Here is a 17,102-nt window from a genome sequence, read left to right on the forward strand (position 1 = left end):
GCCGCACAGGAAACCAGCCCACCGAGGCTCGCCAGCACTAACTGGTATCCTCAAAGGCCCATTCCAAAGGGGCAGGTTCGGTATAAAAAACATGCGTTGCGGTACGCATTTATTGCAAAAAGCCCCGCATCGCGAGGCTCATTAAATTGACTTTGTGATTTGCAAAAAAATTATTTCAGGCATTGCGTCCTGATGTACTCCTGCAGGTAGTTAACCTGCGCGGTTATCCTGTCGATTCCACTTCTGAGACGGTAATAATTGAGTTCAGCATCTGCTGTAAGTCCTGGGCTTTCTCCATCGCCCATGCTGCTGGCTCCGGTCGTTGACTTTGCACAGGTGGCGGCGACTTGCAGGCGCTTACGCCCAGCAGAAACATCAGCACGGAGACTTTCGATAGTCGCGTTAGCATCAGCAAGCTCCTTTGTGTATCTGGCGTCGAGTTCTGCTACATCACGTTGACGCTTCTGCATATCAGCGATGATGGATGTGGCTTTATCGCGCTGGTCTTTGTAGGCGATGGCGTTATCACGGTAATGATTAACAGCCCATGACAGGCAGACGATGATGCAGATAACCAGAACGGAGATAATCGCGGTTACCCTGCTCATTGTTGCCCCCACAAACAGACCTCACGCTCAATCTCACGACGAGTCATCAGGCCTTTCCATTGCTTAGCGCCAGCGTATGTCCAGCGACGTAGCTGGTCACATGCGCCCTTGATATCGCCCTGGTTTATTTTGCGAAGAAGAGTAGATGTTCTGAAATTGCCTGCGCCCACGTTATAGACGAACGAGTAAAGAGCGCCGCGCGTTGTTTCCGGTATATCGACTTTGATGTACGGGTTAATTTGTCTGGCGACAGTGGCAAGGTCTTTATTCAGGAGGGCTTTGCATTCTGCTTCGGTATACGTTTTACCGAGCATAATGTCTTTTCCGGTGTGCCCGTAACATACAGTCCATACGCCAACGATATCTTTATATGGTATGTAGCTGACACCTTCCAGACCATCGTCACCACTCGGACCAGTGATGAGCACAGACGCTATGGCAACAGCCCCACCACCAATAGCAGCTGCAACAGCCTTGCGTAATGATGGCGACATTATTCACCTCTCGCAGCCTTACGCTTATCTTCTTTAATCTTGAAATAAAGGTTTGTCAGGTACGTCAGCAGGCCAAATACCAGACTACCCAGCACACCTATTGCCGCCCACTGTGATGGCGTGACTTTATCGAGCAACTGTAAAAACCAGTAGCCAGCACTGCCTGCAGAGGTGCCATAGGCGACACCTGTTGTTAACTTATCCATTGATTTCATATCCTCACCCCGATGTACACGGATGGTGCAATATGTTTGAAAAGATCGGAGTCTACGGGTTAGTTTTTACAGCAAACGTTGTTCTCAACGACGCTCAAAAAACAGAAAATTAAAATAATGTGGTTAAATATTTTAAAAGAAAAACCATCTATTAAATAATAATGCGGGATATATTTTTCTATTTAGTGTAATGTGTACGGCCATTTATACAGGAAAAGCCTATGTCAGAACGTAAAGACTCAAAATCACGCCGTAATTATCTCGTAAAATGTTCCTGCCCAAACTGTACCCAAGAATCAGAACACAGTTTTTCTAGAGTACAAAAAGGTGCCCTTTTGATCTGCCCTCATTGCAACAAAGTATTCCAAACAAATCTTAAAGCTGTTGCCTGAGTGTTTTGATTACTTACAAAGAGTTTTTATATTTTAATAATATATTTAAATCAGATAATAAAAAACCCGCCTGCGCGGGTTTGAGATTGTGATGCTTTTTGTGGTAGTTACCCACTTACGCACTTTGTATTGCTATGCCAGCAGTTAGCTTCTACTGTAAAACTATTCATGCAGCAAACCTGCACTTCACCACAAAATGGGATTCAATACCCACAACTCTATCTGCATCTCTACTCAGGCATCAGCCTTCTTCGTTATCGTATACAGACAAGCTATGAGTTTTAATCAGTAATAATGACATTTGCTGCTGCAGGACCTTTAGCACCACTCTCTACAGAGAAGGTAACCTTTTGGCCTTCAAATAAGGTTCGATAATTATCATTCTGAATTGCAGAAAAATGCACAAACACATCTTTACTACCATCAACAGGAGAAATAAAGCCAAAACCTTTATCAGCGTTAAACCATTTTACTAAACCAGTCATTTTATTTGACATTCTACATTCCTTAACTTGAGCCTTTCGGCATAAATGATTTGTATAACAGAAACGACTTCATACTTAATTGGAGAGACTCAAAGAAGGAATAAGTGAATAACACCTGAAATGAGAACTGCTTTAGTAAACTACTTCGTATATCGTCTGTTCTTCAAACCGACGCAGCCATTAACGCATAGTTGTACACTTGGAAGCAATGTTTATTTTAGACATCCAGCCACCTCCCCATTTAAAACACAAAAACCCGCTCATTAGCGGGTTTTCTACTTTTTCTCAACACCGGACATACAAAGCCCATCGTTGAGAAAATCCTATCCATATTTTTTGAAAAATGCAAGCATCATGTCGATATCTTCGGCGAAGATTATTTATCTTGTCACTTTTCTCAACTGTGCTTCTGCATATGCTTCTTCCTGCCAGCACTTTGTAACCAGTTTATCAATAACATCAGCATACCCCTTGTACCACTGATAATCCGTCAGGTCCGGTACCAGTTTCTGGACATGATGCCGCGCCAGTGTGGTTGGTAAACGGCTAAACCGGTTTCCATTGCAACGCCCACAAATCTTATAAACAGGCGTGCCATGAAGCCGGGTCCTTTTTTCATCCAGGACAATACCTTTACCCTTACACCCTCTGCACGCTGTGCTGACTTCTCCCTTACCATGACAATGCTGACATAGTTCCTTCACCCACTCTTCCTTGATAACGGATTCCCCGCTTCTGGAATGTTTCACCACTTCGCGCAATACATTATGAAATCCCGTACCAGCACAATGCTCACAGCGAGCCTTACTTGCCGCAGACCTGGAATAATCAGCAAAGGCAAAATTCACGAGGTAAGGAATAATCTGTAACCGTGTTTCTGCACTCAATTTATTCAATGTCGGGTTATCCAGTGCCATCGCGTAATTGAGCAGACCTTCAATCGCAAACTGAGGGTCCTGAACACCAACTTTTGCCAGGAATAAGGCAAACCCAAGCGGTGCTTTCGACTGCACCATCCCCTGCGCAGCCATCACATCCGTAATTGATAAACCACCTGAGTCTGTCGCCGGTGCGTCATCGCTCAATTTTGGAGATTTTGGGGAGTAATATTTTGGTAAGGCCTCAAGATTCATTCTCGCTCTCCATTTACACCAGCACGCCAATTGGCAGCAAAAAACAATAAAACGGCATCAACCGATCGTTATCTCTGGCTACATACAATTGTCTCTGCCAGTGTTTTGGCGTAATTCTTCAGTATCCGGTAATCGGTCAAAACAGAACCGGGAAACGATATAAGCGCAGGCGCACCCAGCGGTAGCGAAGGAGTTCTGCCATATATGACTCACACATCATTCATCCCCCAGTTCGGTGATGATCAGTTCCAGCTTTCCACCCTTGGTAACGGGCATTTTCACAACGCGATAATCAACGACCTGAGCATCATCCAGCCAGAAACCTGCTTTGGTGAGTGCGTCAAAAGCTGCTTTTTGCAGATTATCCAGGTCACGGCGACGGCGATCCGGCATGTGGCACTCAATACGGATTTTCACTGGCATAGCCAGACCGATATCCAGCATGGAGCCTTTGATGATTCGGGCGACGTTATCGCGGTATACCTGCCCCTCTGCGCTGATGTGCGTGCGCCCGCGATTATGGCGGTAGTAGCGGTTATTGCTCGGCGGCCAGGGTAGTGTGATGTAGTAAGTATTCACTCCTTGATTACCCCCTCTTTCAGCCAGATAACCTGCGTTCTCGCCATACCTTCCAGCGCGCATTCTTTTGCATACTCAGCATCGACAAAATGTGTGCGGCGGTCGATTTCGTCGTGACAGGCAGAACATGCAATGGTGGCAATCAGGTCTGGCGGTTTGATACCGGTACCGCACAATCCAGCCAGCCGGATATGTGCCAGTACAGACGTTTCAGAATTGCCATTACATACGCCAGGGATTCTTACCTGGCATTCCCGACCACGCGCTGCTTTTCTCAAATCAGCCATGATTCCTCCTTGCTGCCAGTCGCAACCATTTTTTATCAACCAGGCTGGCGGTATATCCGAGCAGTGTTGGTATTTCGGATGGCTTCAGCTCAGGTTTACGCTTACGACGATTTGGTACTTTGTAGATGTGTCCGTTCATGACACGAATAAGCGGTGTAGCCATTACGCCTCCTGCTTATCACGCAGCAGCTGATACTCGCAGCTCTGCGGAATAGTCAGGTGGCAGCCAATACTCATCGCCCAGGCTTCAACCTTACTCAGGAAGACATACATCTCTCCGGTATCAAGATCGGAGGTATGGCGTAACGACTGGATAGTAGTGATTTCGCCGGTTACGACATCAACCAGGTCCTTGGTTTCATAACCGAGGTATGTGTGTTTGAGAGCATCTTTTACCCATGCTGCGGTAGCGAACGATTTCCCCCTGCTGATGAGGTATTCACTGATTTCGCTGTACCACATGTGGCTGAGTGCATTCTGGGAAAGACTGCGTCTCTCCCGCCACGGTTTAAGCACCATGCGAAAGCATTTTCCATCCTCCAGATAAGGCTGGATCTGCTGACCGATAGCGGTGAAGTTACCGCGATGCAATTTGATGCCGTCTTGTGGGAGGTTCACGCTTCACCTCCGCAGAGGTCAAACGTTGGATGCAAAAAATCGCAGGTGCATTTCTGCATCTGTGAAGGGAGAAGAGAGTTTGGATTGTGTGTGCGCATAAACGTCCCCGTTTAGCGCAGAAGTCACCGGAGGTGTTCAGGCTCCGATGACATGATTATGGCGAGTTGATTATGGAAAATCAATTGAAGATGAAATTCAACAATGCCCCATGGTGCTATGGCGCTCAATTAATTATATAACTTCAGAGAAAACTGATAACCCATTGATGATCACATTAGCTCAGACTAAGAAGACTGACAACGGGGACGAACATGAACAGCAACGCCTGACATAGGTAAATCTCAAAAGCGAATCATATAATCCTTACCCCATCACTCAGAGACATCGCATAATAACATTCATACCACTATATAACCTCCAAATAACAACAACAATTCATTGGTTGCATTAATATCAGCGTGTTCCGTTGTTCAGGAATAAAACTTTTTATTTAACAAACAAAGAGAGTTCAATGATGAGCAAAATTACAGGCGTGTTAGTTGATAGCCATATCTATGATATTAAAAATGATATGGAGAGTGGTTACTGTTTCCCTAACAGTTTGTTCCCAGGAGCAACCTTCAAGATGGTCATTGATAATGACCCTATTAATAATGACAAGGTAAAATGGACCTGTAGCACTAATGCAGACAATAATGTTCTGGCGGTTAGCCAGGATGGCACAGTAACTTTTCCGGGCGTAGATGAAAAGTGCGTTGGGAAGATTTTTGTCATTTTCGCCACTGATAAATCAACAAACAAATCTGCCGGCATCTATGTTTTTATTGTGAAGCGTTTTTTCAAATACAGCATTGAACTTTATAACTCAGTTAAAGATATTTTACCGTGGATTGAAAACATGAACGGGAATTTTCCTGAGGCACGTGACATCTATAGTTACGATTATGATAACTATAGTGGACCGCATATTATCAATCGAGAAGTTAACGCAGGGCTTTACCAGGAATGGGGCACGTTATCTAATAGTGGATGGGACGCAAGTTGTGAGCTTGAGGGTATTTGTAGCATTTACGCTTTTGATAAAGACAATAATACTTATTATTGCCTGCGTGATTATGGAGAAATAGAGTGTATTGATCGTTTTTGCGTCGCTCAGGCAGTTGCATCCTACGGAGAATCCATCGACTGATTGTGTTTTTTTCAACTATCATTTGCATTATTACAGCGTAAAGATTCACTGAAATTATAAAATTTAACTTGCGCAAAACCACCCGTTCAGCGGGTGGTTCTCATTTTTATCCACTATGTATATGAAGCTTAAAAAAATAAACGGACTTAAGCGCTCCTTTTTATATTGCTACAAACAATTAATTCTCGACACCTAATAACTAAAGCCCCGCCCCCATATACCGCCAATACCCGTTTCATAACAAAATGCTGGTGACATTTCTCACCGGAAACTTTATTGCTACTGCTCAGAACGCAAATGCGGCAATACTCGGCTCCACTTATCATCCTGCCACGGCTGGAATCTTACATGTGCCGTTTCTCTGGCAAGGATTTCGCGCGCCTTATGTAGTATCTGGGGATATTCTTGCTCAATAGAAGTAAAGCGACCGGCTTCGCGATGCTCCGCAACCTGAAGAAGTGGAGTAACATTCTGGCAGGCGGTTAACATCACATCCCCTGCTCGCCATAACCAGGCGAGTGTGCAAAGTTCGTTATCAGTGAATTGTTTTGTGATTGGGGATTGTTGAACTTCTCGATCGAGAATATCCAGAACCCAGCGGCGGAATTCTTTGGCTACAGGAGTGCGGGCGAACATAGCGATCAAATGGGCACCACGGAGGGAGAAAATGCGTATTGTTTTCTGGTAGTTCCCTGAGACACTCAAATTGAGGGTCTCAGTCATATCTGCCCTAAATTCATCGGAATTTCGATCGTAGATCTGAGTTACGGCATCAGATTTTTTATATCCGAGAGCTTGAGCAATCTCAACGGCAGTAAGCCAGATACTGTTGTTGTGTTTAACAGGATGGAATTTTGTTTGATGAAAGACTAGTTGTGTGCTCATGATGATTACCTATAAATCAAGTTAACCACCACCGCTGACGCCAATCAGTTTGGTGGTGAGACATGTAGGGTTGGCGTAACCGGGGTAATCAACCGGCCCGACCGAAGTCGGCCCTACACGCCCCACCATAATTCAGATGTGCGTATGCTTACGACAATAAAAAACACGCTCGCGGCGTGTAGTAGTCGCGATTACCTTATCCGGGACGCCAATCCCGTGTGCCGATTTTGCGGCAACGCACAGAATATAGCGCCAGATATTAGTTATCGTCAACCTCACTGATTTCCTCCCCCCGCCGCATAAACAAATAAAACCCGCTTCATCGCGGCACTCTGGCGACACTCCTTGAAAATCAGATTCGTGCTCACCTTTCCTTCCCGTTCTTCCCTGGTAGCGAACCTGTAATACACCGTTCGCCAGACCTTACCATCAATGACCAAGATTCCTGCCCGCGCCATTTTAGCCGCAGCCTGATTTATGCTGGTTACTGTTGCGCCTGTTACCTCAGCAACGTCCTGCGCACAGAAGCTCTTATGCGTCCCCAGGTAATGAATAATTGCCTCTTTGCCCGTCATACACTCGCCCCTTTCAGCCCAAACTTCGCTTTGATTTCGGCGATCTTCGCCAGCGCCTGAACACGATTAAGCGGCCTGCCACCCATGACAGGAAGTTGTTTTACTGGTTCAGGTATCGCCTCTCCACGGTTAATTCGCGCGGTCATACAGGCCAGTTCATCGGCAGCCTTGCGCCGTAATTCCGCATCAGTAAGCGCATTGGCCCGCATGTTCTGGTACAGGTTGGTAACCAGCCAGTAGTGCGCGTTTGATTTCCACGGATAAGACTCTGCATCTGGATACAGGCCACGCTTCCGGCAATACTCATAAACCATATCAACCAGCTCGCTGACGTTTGGCAGCCCGGCGTTAACGGATGCTTCTTCCCGGCACCAGGCGACAAACTGCCCGGGTGATGGCAGGAATGGTCGATTCTGCCGACGGGCTACGCGCATTCCAGCGTTAACCTGTTCCATCGTGGTGATCCCATTTTCCCGGAAAGCCAGAACCCACTGGCGGCGGATTTCGTTCAGTTCGTTCTGGTCACGGTTAGCCAGGCTCGCCGGGAAAGTTGCCAGTAACTGGCTGAACACACCGTTGATGATCTGCGCTACCTGCTGTACCTGCGGCTTTTCGTCGTACTGTTCCGGCATGTTGTTGGCGATCCGGCGCATCTGCTCACGGTCAAAGTTAACCATCTGTGCGGCGATGTTTTTCATAAATCCACCCCATAAATCCAGTCAGTGTTCGTCAGGTCGAGTTTTGATTTTCCGGCTGTCACGCCGGCCTGTTGCTTGTTACGGTTGATTTCGAGTTGGGTCCACTTTTCGCGGAGTTTGGCCGGACTTAGCACGTTACCGGACCAGAAGTTGTCCTGGCATGCCCAGCGGAACAGCACGCACATGTCGCGGTGGTTACGTCCGTCACGTTCACGCATCAGGCGGATATCGTTAGCCCACCCTGCAAAATTCGGTTTTCTGGCTGATGGCGCGATGGTCTTCACCATGTCAAACATCCACTCTGCGGCGGTCAGGTCTTCTGCTGTCCCCCACTTGCTGCCGCTCTGAATCGCAGCATCCGGTTTCACCACAGGAAGGTCGTTTTCTGGCTGGTCAGAGGATTCGCCAGAATTCTCGGACGAAAAAGGTTTTATATTGTCTTTTGTTAGTTTGTCTTTTGTGTTTACCTGATTCGGGTAAACGTCTTTACCTGATTTGGGTAAACTTTACTTACCTGATTCAGGTAAATTTACCTCTTTCAGGTAAACTTTATTTTTCTTACCTGATTCGGGTAATGTTGACCATTCACTGACCACATTATTAATGCCGATATTCCGCCCGCTCTGAATAAGAATCCCACGCTTTACCAGAACGCTTTTTGCAGCAGAACACTTGTGCGGCAATATCCCGGTCAATTCGGAAAGTTGCTCGTTGCTCACCCAATCCAGTTTTTTATTAAAGCCATATGTTTTGCGCATGACAGCCAGGAAGACCAGAAGCTGGTGCTGTGTTAATCCGGCCAGCATCACAGCTTCCAGCAACTCATTTGCAATGCGCGTATAACCATCATCGAGATCTGCCACGCGCGGCTCCTTTTGTGCCACATCCGGCACTGGAAAATTGAATATCTCAGCAGTGTTTGCCATAATTCCTCCCGCAATGAGTGTGTTACGATTTGCACCTGAAAGTCGGTTCTGTTCGCGCAGACCGGCTTTCGCCATTTCTGAACCTGTCATATTGCCCCCAGCATGGTGGTGACCATCGCCATCAGTGGACCAGCCAAATCCGGGTCCACACGAAACATCGACACAATGCCTTCACTCATCTCCTTCAGTTTCTGGTGGCGTGGTGCGTTGAGAATGACAGCCTGTTTTGCCTCACTGAGTTCCTTTTCCATTTCAGCCAGCCGAGCCATGAAGCTATCCTGCTCAACCAGGTGGCCGCGATATTCCAGCGGTAGTACCGCCAGAATTGCCGGGGTCAGTTCACGCACGTTATTTCGGTATTTTTCAGAATCGAATTTGTTATCGAGGAAGCGGAACAGCTTCTGGCGTGCACGGCTGACATCATCAGGAAAATCGATAGTGCCGCCGCCCTGCTCCCGATACTCATTCACAATGAGTGCGGCAACAACATCCTGATTATCTGCAGCCGACCAGGCGCGAACGGCATCACGGATTTTTTCGTGGCCTGGCGCCTGTTTTGTTTGAGAACGATTTATCAGCGCAGCCGGGGTAATTCCGCTAGTCTGTTGGTATGTAATTGGTTGCATAATTGATTCCTTTAGTTTGAATTGACTGTTAATCAGTCTGTTAAGTTGATTGCTTATTGTTAAAGAGCGTGAAATGGAAATTTAAGCTGCGTTCTTTTCGGTGTGTGGAAACAACTTCGGAAGGTCCGGGCGAATCTGGTATGCCTTCACAACTCCACCAGTAGCCGTAACAATGCTGCCGACATGTTCAGGGGATACCTTTGCTTTGTTGTGAAGCCACTTATAGACGGCCTGCTGTGAAACTTCGCAGGCATCGCCCAGTTTCTTTTGTGAACCGACGATATTGATCGCGGTTTTGATTGCTGGGTTCATAACAACCTCCGTGGTTAACTTGAATCAAGATTAAAACTATGGTTGTTTTTAGTCAACAACCATTTTCGTTTGATGAAATAAAACCTTGGTTGTACATTTGGTCTATGAAAACAACACTCTCAGAAAGACTTAAAGAAGCCAGATTAGCGCGAGGCCTTACACAAAAGGCGCTTGGGGATATGGTCGGGGTTAGCCAGGCTGCCATTCAGAAAATCGAAACAGGGAAAGCTAACCAAACAACTAAAATCGTGGAGATCGCAAACGCTTTGGGTGTGCGCGCAGAATGGTTATCTTCTGGCGTTGGAAATATGTCAGACAGTACCGTGCAACCAATACAATCAACTGTCAGCCATTCAAAATACTTCAAGATTGACGTTCTTGATATAGAAGTCAGTGCCGGACCGGGTGTCATCAACCGTGAGTTTGTGGAAGTTCTACGCTCGGTTGAGTACTCGTTTGACGATGCTCGTCACATGTTCGATGGCAGGAAGGCGGAAAATATCCGCATCATTAACGTGCGCGGTGACAGCATGTCAGGGACGATCGAACCAGGTGACCTGCTGTTCGTTGATATCACTGTTAAATCTTTCGACGGTGATGGCATCTATGCGTTTCTGTACGACGACACTGCCCATGTAAAACGTCTTCAAATGATGAAGGATAAGCTGCTGGTTATCTCTGATAACAAGAGCTACTCGCCGTGGGACCCGATCGAGAAAGACGAGATGAACCGGGTGTTCATATTCGGTAAGGTCATTGGAAGCATGCCGCAGACGTACAGGAAGCATGGTTAATTTATCTACGACTTAAGGGAGCGAAGGTTAAGGTTTATACCACTCGGATTAGATATTGCACTAAATTCTCTATAAGAACGCCAAATCTGTTTGCATATTTCAGTAAATATTCTCGTTGTTAGCTGAGATTTGTTGCTACTGTCAGCAAAACGTCCCCCTATCTCGTAGCGTTTTTTATTTCGAATCATTATGTTAAGATGTTTCTGATTATAATGAATGGAAACATAAAATGAGAAAAATCCTAATCGCTGCCATGATGGCATCTCTATTGGCTGGGTGTGCTTCTTCAGGCAACCAGCAACTCAAAAATGAAACTGAAATTAGTGTCCAGTCTAAACTTCAGGAAGGTAAAACAACCAAGAATGAGGTTAAATCTTACTTTGGTTCTCCTGATGCTGTTTCATATACTGACAGTGGAAACGAGATCTGGAAGTACGCCTTTGCAAAAGTAAAAGTTAATGGCACCACTTTTATTCCATTCTATGGATTATTCCATAATGGAACGAACGGTACGAAAAAAGAACTTACTATTCTTTTTAACGATGACACGATTAAGAAATACACAATGTCAGAAACCCAAATAAACTCGAAATCAGGTTGGGCTGACTGATAATCATACCCGGCAACCGCGCCGGGTTTTCTTTTCCTCCCCCTCATAACTCATACCGTCCAAAAAACCACCACACCTCACTTCAGTTATCGCTATGCGATGCAAGTCACAAAATAAATCCATCCTAAATACAACCAGTTATATTTAAAATAACCGACAAAACAACTTTTGTTGTTGACGATAAAACAACTATAGTTTTAAATAAATTCATCGCAACAACACAACGATACGGCAACCACCTGTTTCACCGTTGCGATGACCGCTTAGATCCGCAGTTTGAATTTCAGCAGGCTCCGGGGAGTGCGAGGGGTGAAACGGACGCGTGAACGTCGGTGTGACCAGCTGAAATCAACTCAACATTTCATACCTTAGTCGCTTCAACGAGGCGGCTTAGTTATGACAACCGGCGGCCATCCACCGCCTGAATACGCGCAGAAGTCTTTATATGTTCAGCAGCCCAGCTTACGGGCAGGAGTTTTTATGGTTCATCAACATTACGGAACGCAGACCGTTAATCGCGGTGCGGTCATGCCAGGAATGCTGGTCAAACACAAAGATGGTACCTGGACTGCATCAGCTAATTTACGCGGACGGCTGTATCTGCATCGCGGCATCGAGCGCACTTATACCCGTGACTTGCTCGTGGAAGTTTTTCTCGACGGACGCGGCAACGGCCTGAATCACTAATCCCCTTTCCTGTTTTCCTAATCAGCCTAGCCTTTCCAGGGCAATAGTTTCACAGCCATTTTCAGGAGTTCAGCCATGAACGCTTATTACATTCAGGATCGTCTTGAGGCTCAGAGCTGGGTGCGTCACTACCAGCAGATCGCCCGTGAAGAGAAAGAGGCAGAACTGGCAGACGACCTGGAAAAGGGTCTGCCCCAACATTTGTTTGAATCGCTCTGCATCGATCATTTACAACGCTGCGGGGCCAGCAAAAAAGCCATTACTCGTGCATTTGATGACGATGTTGAGTTTCAGGAGCGCATGGCTGAACACATCCGGTACATGGTTGAAACCATTGCTCACCACCAGGTTGATATTGATTCAGAGGTATAAAACGGATGAGTACAGCACTCGCAACGCTGGCTGGGAAGCTGGCTGAACGTGTCGGCATGGATTCTGTCGACCCGCAGGAACTGATCACCACTCTTCGCCAGACGGCATTTAAAGGTGATGCCAGCGATGCGCAGTTCATCGCATTGCTGATCGTCGCCAACCAGTACGGCCTTAATCCGTGGACGAAAGAAATTTACGCCTTCCCTGATAAGCAGAACGGCATCGTTCCGGTGGTGGGCGTTGATGGCTGGTCCCGCATCATCAATGAAAACCAGCAGTTTGATGGCATGGACTTTGAGCAGGACAATGAATCCTGTACATGCCGGATTTACCGCAAGGACCGTAATCATCCGATCTGCGTTACCGAATGGATGGATGAATGCCGCCGCGAACCATTCAAAACCCGCGAAGGCAGAGAAATCACCGGACCGTGGCAGTCGCATCCCAAACGAATGTTACGGCATAAAGCCATGATTCAGTGTGCCCGTCTGGCCTTCGGATTTGCTGGTATCTATGACAAGGATGAAGCCGAGCGCATTGTCGAAAATACTGCATACACTGCGGAACGTCAGCCGGAACGCGACATCACTCCGGTTAACGATGAAACCATGCAGGAGATTAACACTCTGCTGATCGCCCTGGATAAAACATGGGATGACGACTTATTGCCGCTCTGTTCCCAGATATTTCGCCGCGACATTCGCGCATCGTCAGAACTGACACAGGCCGAAGCAGTGAAAGCTCTTGGATTCCTGAAACAGAAAGCCACTGAGCAGAAGGTGGCAGCATGACACCGGACATTATCCTGCAGCGTACCGGGATCGACGTGAGAGCTGTCGAACAGGGGGATGATGCATGGCACAAATTACGGCTCGGCGTCATCACCGCTTCAGAAGTTCACAACGTGATAGCAAAGCCCCGCTCAGGAAAGAAGTGGCCTGACATGAAAATGTCCTACTTCCACACCCTGCTGGCTGAGGTTTGCACCGGTGTGGCTCCGGAAGTTAATGCTAAGGCGCTGGCCTGGGGAAAACAGTACGAGAACGACGCCAGAACCCTGTTTGAATTCACTTCCGGCGTGAATGTTACTGAATCCCCGATCATCTATCGCGACGAAAGTATGCGCACCGCCTGCTCTCCCGATGGTTTATGCAGTGACGGCAACGGCCTTGAACTGAAATGCCCGTTTACCTCCCGGGATTTCATGAAATTCCGGCTCGGTGGTTTCGAGGCAATAAAATCGGCTTACATGGCCCAGGTGCAGTACAGCATGTGGGTGACGCGAAAAGATGCCTGGTACTTTGCCAACTATGACCCGCGCATGAAGCGTGAAGGCCTGCATTATGTCGTGATTGAGCGGAATGAAAAGTACATGGCGAGTTTTGACGAGATGGTGCCGGAGTTCATCGAAAAAATGGACGAGGCACTGGCTGAAATTGGTTTTGTATTTGGGGAGCAATGGCGATGACGCATCCTCACGATAATATCCGGGTAGGCGCGATCACTTTCGTCTACTCCGTTACAAAGCGAGGCTGGGTATTTCCCGGCCTTTCTGTTATCAGAAATCCACTGAAAGCACAGCGGCTGGCTGAGAAGATAAATAATAAACAGGAGGATATATGAGTCAGGTTGGTAATCATTCATTCGAATTTCCGGCATCGCAAGGTGTACAGGGTGGTACTGTTACACTCTTCCTTACCATACCAGGAAGATCGCTGGCTCGTTTCCTCGCTTCAGATAATTACGGCCATACACTGGAACGCTCTCAGCGAGAAATTAATCCAAATCGAGTACGAAAATTTTTAAATTATCTCACTAACGCAGACTCAAGAAATGAGCCTTTTATCATTCCCCCTCTCGTAGGTAACTGTGATTCGAATATAGAATTTGTACCGTTTGGCAACACAAATGTTGGTATAGCCAGAATTCCCCTCGACGCCGAAATAAAACTTTTTGATGGTCAACATCGTGCAGCTGGCATTGAGATATTTTGCCGAAGTTCCCCATCAACGCTCATGGTTCCCATGATGCTTACAATGAATCTGCCGCTAAAAACCCGGCAGCAGTTCTTTTCGGACATAAATAACAACGTTTCTAAGCCATCAGCGACCATCAATATGGCGTATAACGGCCGGGATGATATTGCTCAGGGAATGATATCCTTCCTGACCCAACATACTGTATTTGCCGATATAACCGATTTTGAACACAACGTAGTGCCATTAAAAAGTAATATGTGGGTGAGTTTTAAGGCACTCACTGATGCAACGTCAAAGTTCGCCAGGAACGGCAATCAACAACTTGAAATGGGATATATAGAATCTGTCTGGGAGGCATGGATTACACTAACTCAGATTGACTCAATCCGACATGGTGTACACCACGCTACGTACAAGCGCGATTATATTCAGTTCCATGGAGTAATGATTAACGCTTTCGGTTTTGCGGTTCAACAGATGATGGTTAATCATTCCATCGCAGAAATAACTTCTATGATCGAAAAACTATGTGCAACTACCAGCTCTGCAGAAAGAGAGGATTTTTTTCTGATGGATAACTGGGCGGGGATCTGCACGAAAGCCAGCCAGGAAAAACTATCTGTTATTGCCAATGTGGCAGCGCAGAAAGCAGCAGCAAACAGACTGATACAAGCTTTTACCAAAGGAAGTCTGGAATCAACTTAATGAATCAACATTGTCTCATATCAGCATGCTGTACGGCGTCTTTAAGGAGCGATGAACATGAAAAGCAAAATCATCAGGGAGCTACAGGCTCCTTTTTTATTATTCGCATTCACCCTCAAGCGTATTAACCAACAATTCAGGGATTAATGGAAGATGGCAGACATCATTGATTCAGCATCAGAAATCGAAGAATTACAGCGCAATACAGCAATAAAAATGCGTCGTCTGAACCACCAGGCTATATCTGCCACTCATTGTTGTGAGTGTGGCGACCCCATAGATGAACGAAGACGCCTGGCCGTTCAGGGTTGTCGGACTTGTGCAAGTTGCCAGGAGGATCTGGAGCTTATCAGTAAACAGAGAGGTTCGAAGTGAGCGAAATTAACTCTCAGGCACTGCGTGAAGCGGCAGAGCAGGCAATGCATGACGACTGGGGATTTGATGCGGACCTTTTCCATGAGCTGGTAACACCATCGATTGTGCTGGCACTGCTGGATGAACGGGAAAGAAACCAGCAATACATCAAACGCCGCGACCAGGAGAACGAGGATATTGCGCTAACGGTTGGGAAACTGCGAGTTGAGCTGGGAGCAGCAAAAAAACGCATTGCGGAACTGGAAACAAAAGCGAACCAGCAAACCAGAATAAGCGATAAGAACCTGACCAAGCTGATTGCCGATGCTGACAAAATGCTGGGTATGCGTTCGCCGGTTGTAGACAGCGAGTGGTGGACGCTCTTACGGCAGTTCCTGATTGAACTTCAGGATCGCCGCAAAAACAGCATTTCTGAATCTGGAATCCGTGCTGAAACCCTGAACGATTTAATCCGACATATTGACAGAAACGTGGATATTGATGCGATGAAATCGCCGTTTGAACTGTCATCTGAAATTGTGGATTACGTTAATAAGCAATTGCACAAGGAGAGTGCGTAATGCAGGTGGCATTTGTTGGCTTATTACCACATCCGATCCGTTTTTGGCTGTCACAGTCACTCATAAAGCCGCATGGTTTTACTGATGGCAACGGCATCACGGCCCCGAAGCGTCGTACAGGTATTGCAGCTGCACGACGTGCAGCAAAGAAACGCAGGAGAGCAAAACGATGAAAAACCGTAAGGCAAAAATTCTGTTAGCTCGCAGAAACGGCTTTGATGTCTGGCGGTGGGTGAGGATTAGTAACAGACGGTTGAGGTTGACGGGGTTTTTGGGGGTGATGGGTCACAGTTGTTGCAAAAAGCCCAGCACGGCGCAAAACCGCTGGAAAAACCACTTGCGCACTAAAGGAGACTGATATGGCTATTGCCGCAAGTTACACCATGCATCTCTATTGTGATTGTCGCCAGTGTACAGATGGTAAATATAAGTCGCCAGACTTCGGTGAGTATATCGGTACGTCATGGGCTGGCTGTGCAAAAGAGGCCCGTACAGACGGGTGGCGAATAAGCAAAGACAAAACGCGTGCTTTTGCGCCCGGGCATAAAGTTTTGAGGATTAACAAATGACACTAATTGAGATGGATGGTTTTCTGAAAGGTAAATGCATACCACGTGATTTAAAGGTTAACGAAACAAACGCTGAATATCTTGTCCGTAAATTCGGTGAACTTGAAGCTAAATGCGAGGCTCTGGCGGCTGAAAATGCTGGGCTTAAGGCCTTCAAAACCACCGTATATCAGCAGATGGGCGTCGGATGTGATGCTCCTGAATTCTCCATTGCGGTAGGTTTGAGTAATTTACGCCGTTTTGCTGACACACTCCACGCCATTGAGCGTGAGTTCTTTACCAAAGAGCTACCTGATGAAGAACACGAAGGCGAAACATTCAACGAATGCCCACTTAGCTGGGGAATGAGCGTTGAGCAGTACGTTTCCGAGTTCCGCAAATGCCTGGCTGAAGTACGGGCGCAGGGGGTGGAGATGTTTGCACAGAAAT

27 protein-coding genes and 4 pseudogenes are annotated in these 17,102 nt (G+C 46.8%); 14 read left to right on the forward strand and 17 right to left on the reverse strand.

Going from position 1 to position 17,102, the window contains the following annotated elements; translation table 11 throughout:
- Positions 1 to 170: 170 nt before the first annotated feature.
- The 3 genes from D9741_RS17385 to essD are packed head-to-tail and all read right to left on the reverse strand — an operon-like array spanning position 171 to position 1,317.
- Positions 171 to 608, reverse strand: coding sequence for a lysis protein (locus tag D9741_RS17385; RefSeq protein ID WP_130216508.1), 438 nt, complete (start codon positions 606 to 608; stop codon positions 171 to 173).
- Positions 605 to 1,102 carry a lysozyme RrrD gene (gene rrrD, locus D9741_RS17390; RefSeq protein WP_130216506.1) on the reverse strand — a complete coding sequence of 166 codons (498 nt, stop codon included), beginning with the start codon at positions 1,100 to 1,102 and terminating at the stop codon, positions 605 to 607. The genes D9741_RS17385 and rrrD overlap by 4 nt, the downstream gene beginning before the upstream one ends.
- On the reverse strand, positions 1,102 to 1,317 hold the full coding sequence (gene essD / locus D9741_RS17395; RefSeq protein WP_000839596.1) for a phage lysis protein EssD: 216 nt from the start codon (positions 1,315 to 1,317) through the stop codon (positions 1,102 to 1,104). The genes rrrD and essD overlap by 1 nt, the downstream gene beginning before the upstream one ends.
- 221 nt (positions 1,318 to 1,538) lie before the next feature.
- On the opposite strand from essD, the gene ynfU reads away from it, so the two are divergent.
- A complete protein-coding gene (gene ynfU / locus D9741_RS23615) occupies positions 1,539 to 1,709 on the forward strand; it encodes a putative zinc-binding protein YnfU (protein WP_001405948.1) in 171 nt (56 codons plus the stop codon).
- Between the two features lie 281 nt (positions 1,710 to 1,990).
- Here ynfU and cspB read toward each other — a convergent pair whose 3' ends face one another.
- From cspB to D9741_RS17435, 8 genes and pseudogenes are all read right to left on the reverse strand, one after another.
- A complete protein-coding gene (gene cspB / locus D9741_RS17400) occupies positions 1,991 to 2,206 on the reverse strand; it encodes a cold shock-like protein CspB (RefSeq protein WP_000066486.1) in 216 nt (71 codons plus the stop codon).
- A gap of 368 nt (positions 2,207 to 2,574) precedes the next feature.
- Positions 2,575 to 3,327: an antitermination protein gene (locus D9741_RS17405; RefSeq protein ID WP_060710349.1), complete on the reverse strand. Its 753-nt coding sequence runs from the start codon at positions 3,325 to 3,327 to the stop codon at positions 2,575 to 2,577.
- A 68-nt stretch (positions 3,328 to 3,395) separates the two neighbouring features.
- A pseudogene (locus D9741_RS17410) lies at positions 3,396 to 3,547 on the reverse strand (YlcG family protein).
- Positions 3,544 to 3,906, reverse strand: a complete 363-nt coding sequence (gene rusA, locus D9741_RS17415) for a crossover junction endodeoxyribonuclease RusA (protein WP_130210682.1) — start codon at positions 3,904 to 3,906, stop codon at positions 3,544 to 3,546. The pseudogene D9741_RS17410 and the gene rusA overlap by 4 nt, the downstream one beginning before the upstream one ends.
- Positions 3,903 to 4,193, reverse strand: a complete 291-nt coding sequence (locus D9741_RS17420; protein ID WP_130216503.1) for a DUF1364 domain-containing protein — start codon at positions 4,191 to 4,193, stop codon at positions 3,903 to 3,905. Before D9741_RS17420 ends, rusA begins: the two co-directional genes overlap by 4 nt.
- Entirely contained in the window at positions 4,186 to 4,356 is a 171-nt protein-coding gene (locus D9741_RS17425; RefSeq protein WP_000224907.1) for a NinE family protein, read from the reverse strand. Before D9741_RS17425 ends, D9741_RS17420 begins: the two co-directional genes overlap by 8 nt.
- Positions 4,356 to 4,811 (reverse strand): YbcN family protein, encoded by a 456-nt coding sequence (locus D9741_RS17430; RefSeq protein ID WP_130216501.1) that lies wholly within the window; start codon positions 4,809 to 4,811, stop codon positions 4,356 to 4,358. The genes D9741_RS17425 and D9741_RS17430 overlap by 1 nt, the downstream gene beginning before the upstream one ends.
- Entirely contained in the window at positions 4,808 to 4,909 is a 102-nt protein-coding gene (locus D9741_RS17435) for a hypothetical protein (RefSeq protein ID WP_073978393.1), read from the reverse strand. Before D9741_RS17435 ends, D9741_RS17430 begins: the two co-directional genes overlap by 4 nt.
- Before the next feature lie 413 nt (positions 4,910 to 5,322).
- Between D9741_RS17435 and D9741_RS17440 the strand changes: the two genes are divergently transcribed.
- On the forward strand, positions 5,323 to 6,000 hold the full coding sequence (locus D9741_RS17440; protein WP_130210688.1) for a hypothetical protein: 678 nt from the start codon (positions 5,323 to 5,325) through the stop codon (positions 5,998 to 6,000).
- A 279-nt stretch (positions 6,001 to 6,279) separates the two neighbouring features.
- On the opposite strand, the gene D9741_RS17445 is transcribed toward D9741_RS17440, so the two are convergent.
- From D9741_RS17445 to D9741_RS17475, 6 genes and pseudogenes are all read right to left on the reverse strand, one after another.
- Entirely contained in the window at positions 6,280 to 6,885 is a 606-nt protein-coding gene (locus D9741_RS17445; RefSeq protein ID WP_130210690.1) for a P22AR C-terminal domain-containing protein, read from the reverse strand.
- A 275-nt stretch (positions 6,886 to 7,160) separates the two neighbouring features.
- On the reverse strand, positions 7,161 to 7,460 hold the full coding sequence (locus D9741_RS17450) for a protein ren (protein ID WP_130216499.1): 300 nt from the start codon (positions 7,458 to 7,460) through the stop codon (positions 7,161 to 7,163).
- Positions 7,457 to 8,158, reverse strand: coding sequence for a replication protein P (locus D9741_RS17455; RefSeq protein WP_130216497.1), 702 nt, complete (start codon positions 8,156 to 8,158; stop codon positions 7,457 to 7,459). The genes D9741_RS17450 and D9741_RS17455 overlap by 4 nt, the downstream gene beginning before the upstream one ends.
- Positions 8,155 to 9,174, reverse strand: a pseudogene (locus D9741_RS23620) (replication protein). The gene D9741_RS17455 and the pseudogene D9741_RS23620 overlap by 4 nt, the downstream one beginning before the upstream one ends.
- Positions 9,171 to 9,710, reverse strand: a complete 540-nt coding sequence (locus D9741_RS17470; RefSeq protein WP_130216491.1) for a toxin YdaT domain-containing protein — start codon at positions 9,708 to 9,710, stop codon at positions 9,171 to 9,173. The pseudogene D9741_RS23620 and the gene D9741_RS17470 overlap by 4 nt, the downstream one beginning before the upstream one ends.
- 81 nt (positions 9,711 to 9,791) lie before the next feature.
- Positions 9,792 to 10,022: a helix-turn-helix domain-containing protein gene (locus D9741_RS17475; protein ID WP_001067459.1), complete on the reverse strand. Its 231-nt coding sequence runs from the start codon at positions 10,020 to 10,022 to the stop codon at positions 9,792 to 9,794.
- A gap of 104 nt (positions 10,023 to 10,126) precedes the next feature.
- Here D9741_RS17475 and D9741_RS17480 point away from each other — a divergent pair, with 104 nt between their 5' ends.
- The 12 genes and pseudogenes from D9741_RS17480 to D9741_RS23630 all read left to right on the forward strand — a co-directional run.
- The gene (locus tag D9741_RS17480) at positions 10,127 to 10,816 is read left to right on the forward strand and encodes a helix-turn-helix transcriptional regulator (RefSeq protein WP_044709189.1); all 690 of its coding nucleotides are present in this window, start codon (positions 10,127 to 10,129) and stop codon (positions 10,814 to 10,816) included.
- A gap of 229 nt (positions 10,817 to 11,045) precedes the next feature.
- Positions 11,046 to 11,426, forward strand: a complete 381-nt coding sequence (locus D9741_RS17485; RefSeq protein ID WP_024225642.1) for an outer membrane protein assembly factor BamE — start codon at positions 11,046 to 11,048, stop codon at positions 11,424 to 11,426.
- A 480-nt stretch (positions 11,427 to 11,906) separates the two neighbouring features.
- A complete protein-coding gene (locus tag D9741_RS17490; RefSeq protein WP_000233576.1) occupies positions 11,907 to 12,113 on the forward strand; it encodes a phage encoded cell division inhibitor protein in 207 nt (68 codons plus the stop codon).
- 75 nt (positions 12,114 to 12,188) lie between these two features.
- The gene (locus D9741_RS17500; protein WP_061348553.1) at positions 12,189 to 12,485 is read left to right on the forward strand and encodes a host-nuclease inhibitor Gam family protein; all 297 of its coding nucleotides are present in this window, start codon (positions 12,189 to 12,191) and stop codon (positions 12,483 to 12,485) included.
- Positions 12,486 to 12,490: 5 nt separating this feature from the next.
- Complete coding sequence (gene bet, locus D9741_RS17505; RefSeq protein ID WP_000100847.1) at positions 12,491 to 13,276, forward strand: phage recombination protein Bet; 786 nt, start codon at positions 12,491 to 12,493, stop codon at positions 13,274 to 13,276.
- On the forward strand, positions 13,273 to 13,953 hold the full coding sequence (locus tag D9741_RS17510) for a lambda exonuclease family protein (RefSeq protein WP_000186835.1): 681 nt from the start codon (positions 13,273 to 13,275) through the stop codon (positions 13,951 to 13,953). Before bet ends, D9741_RS17510 begins: the two co-directional genes overlap by 4 nt.
- Positions 13,950 to 14,108, forward strand: coding sequence for a DUF1317 family protein (locus D9741_RS17515; RefSeq protein ID WP_000149543.1), 159 nt, complete (start codon positions 13,950 to 13,952; stop codon positions 14,106 to 14,108). The genes D9741_RS17510 and D9741_RS17515 overlap by 4 nt, the downstream gene beginning before the upstream one ends.
- Entirely contained in the window at positions 14,105 to 15,169 is a 1,065-nt protein-coding gene (locus D9741_RS17520) for a DGQHR domain-containing protein (RefSeq protein ID WP_021557045.1), read from the forward strand. Before D9741_RS17515 ends, D9741_RS17520 begins: the two co-directional genes overlap by 4 nt.
- Positions 15,170 to 15,322: 153 nt before the next feature.
- Complete coding sequence (locus D9741_RS17525) at positions 15,323 to 15,544, forward strand: TraR/DksA family transcriptional regulator (protein WP_000763363.1); 222 nt, start codon at positions 15,323 to 15,325, stop codon at positions 15,542 to 15,544.
- Positions 15,541 to 15,756 (forward strand): annotated as a pseudogene (locus D9741_RS23625) (ead/Ea22-like family protein); the annotation flags it as partial. The gene D9741_RS17525 and the pseudogene D9741_RS23625, both read left to right, overlap by 4 nt.
- A 707-nt stretch (positions 15,757 to 16,463) precedes the next feature.
- Positions 16,464 to 16,673, forward strand: a complete 210-nt coding sequence (locus D9741_RS17540; RefSeq protein ID WP_130216487.1) for a hypothetical protein — start codon at positions 16,464 to 16,466, stop codon at positions 16,671 to 16,673.
- Positions 16,670 to 16,798 (forward strand): annotated as a pseudogene (locus D9741_RS23630) (hypothetical protein); the annotation flags it as partial. The gene D9741_RS17540 and the pseudogene D9741_RS23630, both read left to right, overlap by 4 nt.
- Between the last annotated feature and the right edge of the window lie 304 nt (positions 16,799 to 17,102).

Origin of the sequence: Escherichia sp. E14V7 (assembly GCF_004212225.1) — a bacterium.
GTDB lineage: Bacteria > Pseudomonadota > Gammaproteobacteria > Enterobacterales > Enterobacteriaceae > Escherichia.

Coding starts and splice junctions, on each gene's coding strand:
- D9741_RS17490 (WP_000233576.1), top strand. CDS start 11,907: ATGGTTCATCAACATTACGGAACGCAGACCGTTAATCGCGGTGCGGTC.
- D9741_RS17480 (WP_044709189.1), top strand. CDS start 10,127: ATGAAAACAACACTCTCAGAAAGACTTAAAGAAGCCAGATTAGCGCGA.
- D9741_RS17520 (WP_021557045.1), top strand. CDS start 14,105: ATGAGTCAGGTTGGTAATCATTCATTCGAATTTCCGGCATCGCAAGGT.
- D9741_RS17515 (WP_000149543.1), top strand. CDS start 13,950: ATGACGCATCCTCACGATAATATCCGGGTAGGCGCGATCACTTTCGTC.
- D9741_RS17525 (WP_000763363.1), top strand. CDS start 15,323: ATGGCAGACATCATTGATTCAGCATCAGAAATCGAAGAATTACAGCGC.
- D9741_RS17500 (WP_061348553.1), top strand. CDS start 12,189: ATGAACGCTTATTACATTCAGGATCGTCTTGAGGCTCAGAGCTGGGTG.
- D9741_RS17425 (WP_000224907.1), bottom strand. CDS start 4,356: ATGGCTACACCGCTTATTCGTGTCATGAACGGACACATCTACAAAGTA.
- cspB (WP_000066486.1), bottom strand. CDS start 2,206: ATGTCAAATAAAATGACTGGTTTAGTAAAATGGTTTAACGCTGATAAA.
- essD (WP_000839596.1), bottom strand. CDS start 1,317: ATGAAATCAATGGATAAGTTAACAACAGGTGTCGCCTATGGCACCTCT.
- ynfU (WP_001405948.1), top strand. CDS start 1,539: ATGTCAGAACGTAAAGACTCAAAATCACGCCGTAATTATCTCGTAAAA.
- D9741_RS17540 (WP_130216487.1), top strand. CDS start 16,464: ATGGCTATTGCCGCAAGTTACACCATGCATCTCTATTGTGATTGTCGC.
- D9741_RS17455 (WP_130216497.1), bottom strand. CDS start 8,158: ATGAAAAACATCGCCGCACAGATGGTTAACTTTGACCGTGAGCAGATG.
- D9741_RS17470 (WP_130216491.1), bottom strand. CDS start 9,710: ATGCAACCAATTACATACCAACAGACTAGCGGAATTACCCCGGCTGCG.
- D9741_RS17445 (WP_130210690.1), bottom strand. CDS start 6,885: ATGAGCACACAACTAGTCTTTCATCAAACAAAATTCCATCCTGTTAAA.
- D9741_RS17440 (WP_130210688.1), top strand. CDS start 5,323: ATGATGAGCAAAATTACAGGCGTGTTAGTTGATAGCCATATCTATGAT.
- D9741_RS17485 (WP_024225642.1), top strand. CDS start 11,046: ATGAGAAAAATCCTAATCGCTGCCATGATGGCATCTCTATTGGCTGGG.
- D9741_RS17405 (WP_060710349.1), bottom strand. CDS start 3,327: ATGAATCTTGAGGCCTTACCAAAATATTACTCCCCAAAATCTCCAAAA.
- D9741_RS17450 (WP_130216499.1), bottom strand. CDS start 7,460: ATGACGGGCAAAGAGGCAATTATTCATTACCTGGGGACGCATAAGAGC.
- D9741_RS17435 (WP_073978393.1), bottom strand. CDS start 4,909: ATGCGCACACACAATCCAAACTCTCTTCTCCCTTCACAGATGCAGAAA.
- D9741_RS17510 (WP_000186835.1), top strand. CDS start 13,273: ATGACACCGGACATTATCCTGCAGCGTACCGGGATCGACGTGAGAGCT.
- bet (WP_000100847.1), top strand. CDS start 12,491: ATGAGTACAGCACTCGCAACGCTGGCTGGGAAGCTGGCTGAACGTGTC.
- rrrD (WP_130216506.1), bottom strand. CDS start 1,102: ATGTCGCCATCATTACGCAAGGCTGTTGCAGCTGCTATTGGTGGTGGG.
- D9741_RS17420 (WP_130216503.1), bottom strand. CDS start 4,193: ATGGCTGATTTGAGAAAAGCAGCGCGTGGTCGGGAATGCCAGGTAAGA.
- D9741_RS17475 (WP_001067459.1), bottom strand. CDS start 10,022: ATGAACCCAGCAATCAAAACCGCGATCAATATCGTCGGTTCACAAAAG.
- D9741_RS17385 (WP_130216508.1), bottom strand. CDS start 608: ATGAGCAGGGTAACCGCGATTATCTCCGTTCTGGTTATCTGCATCATC.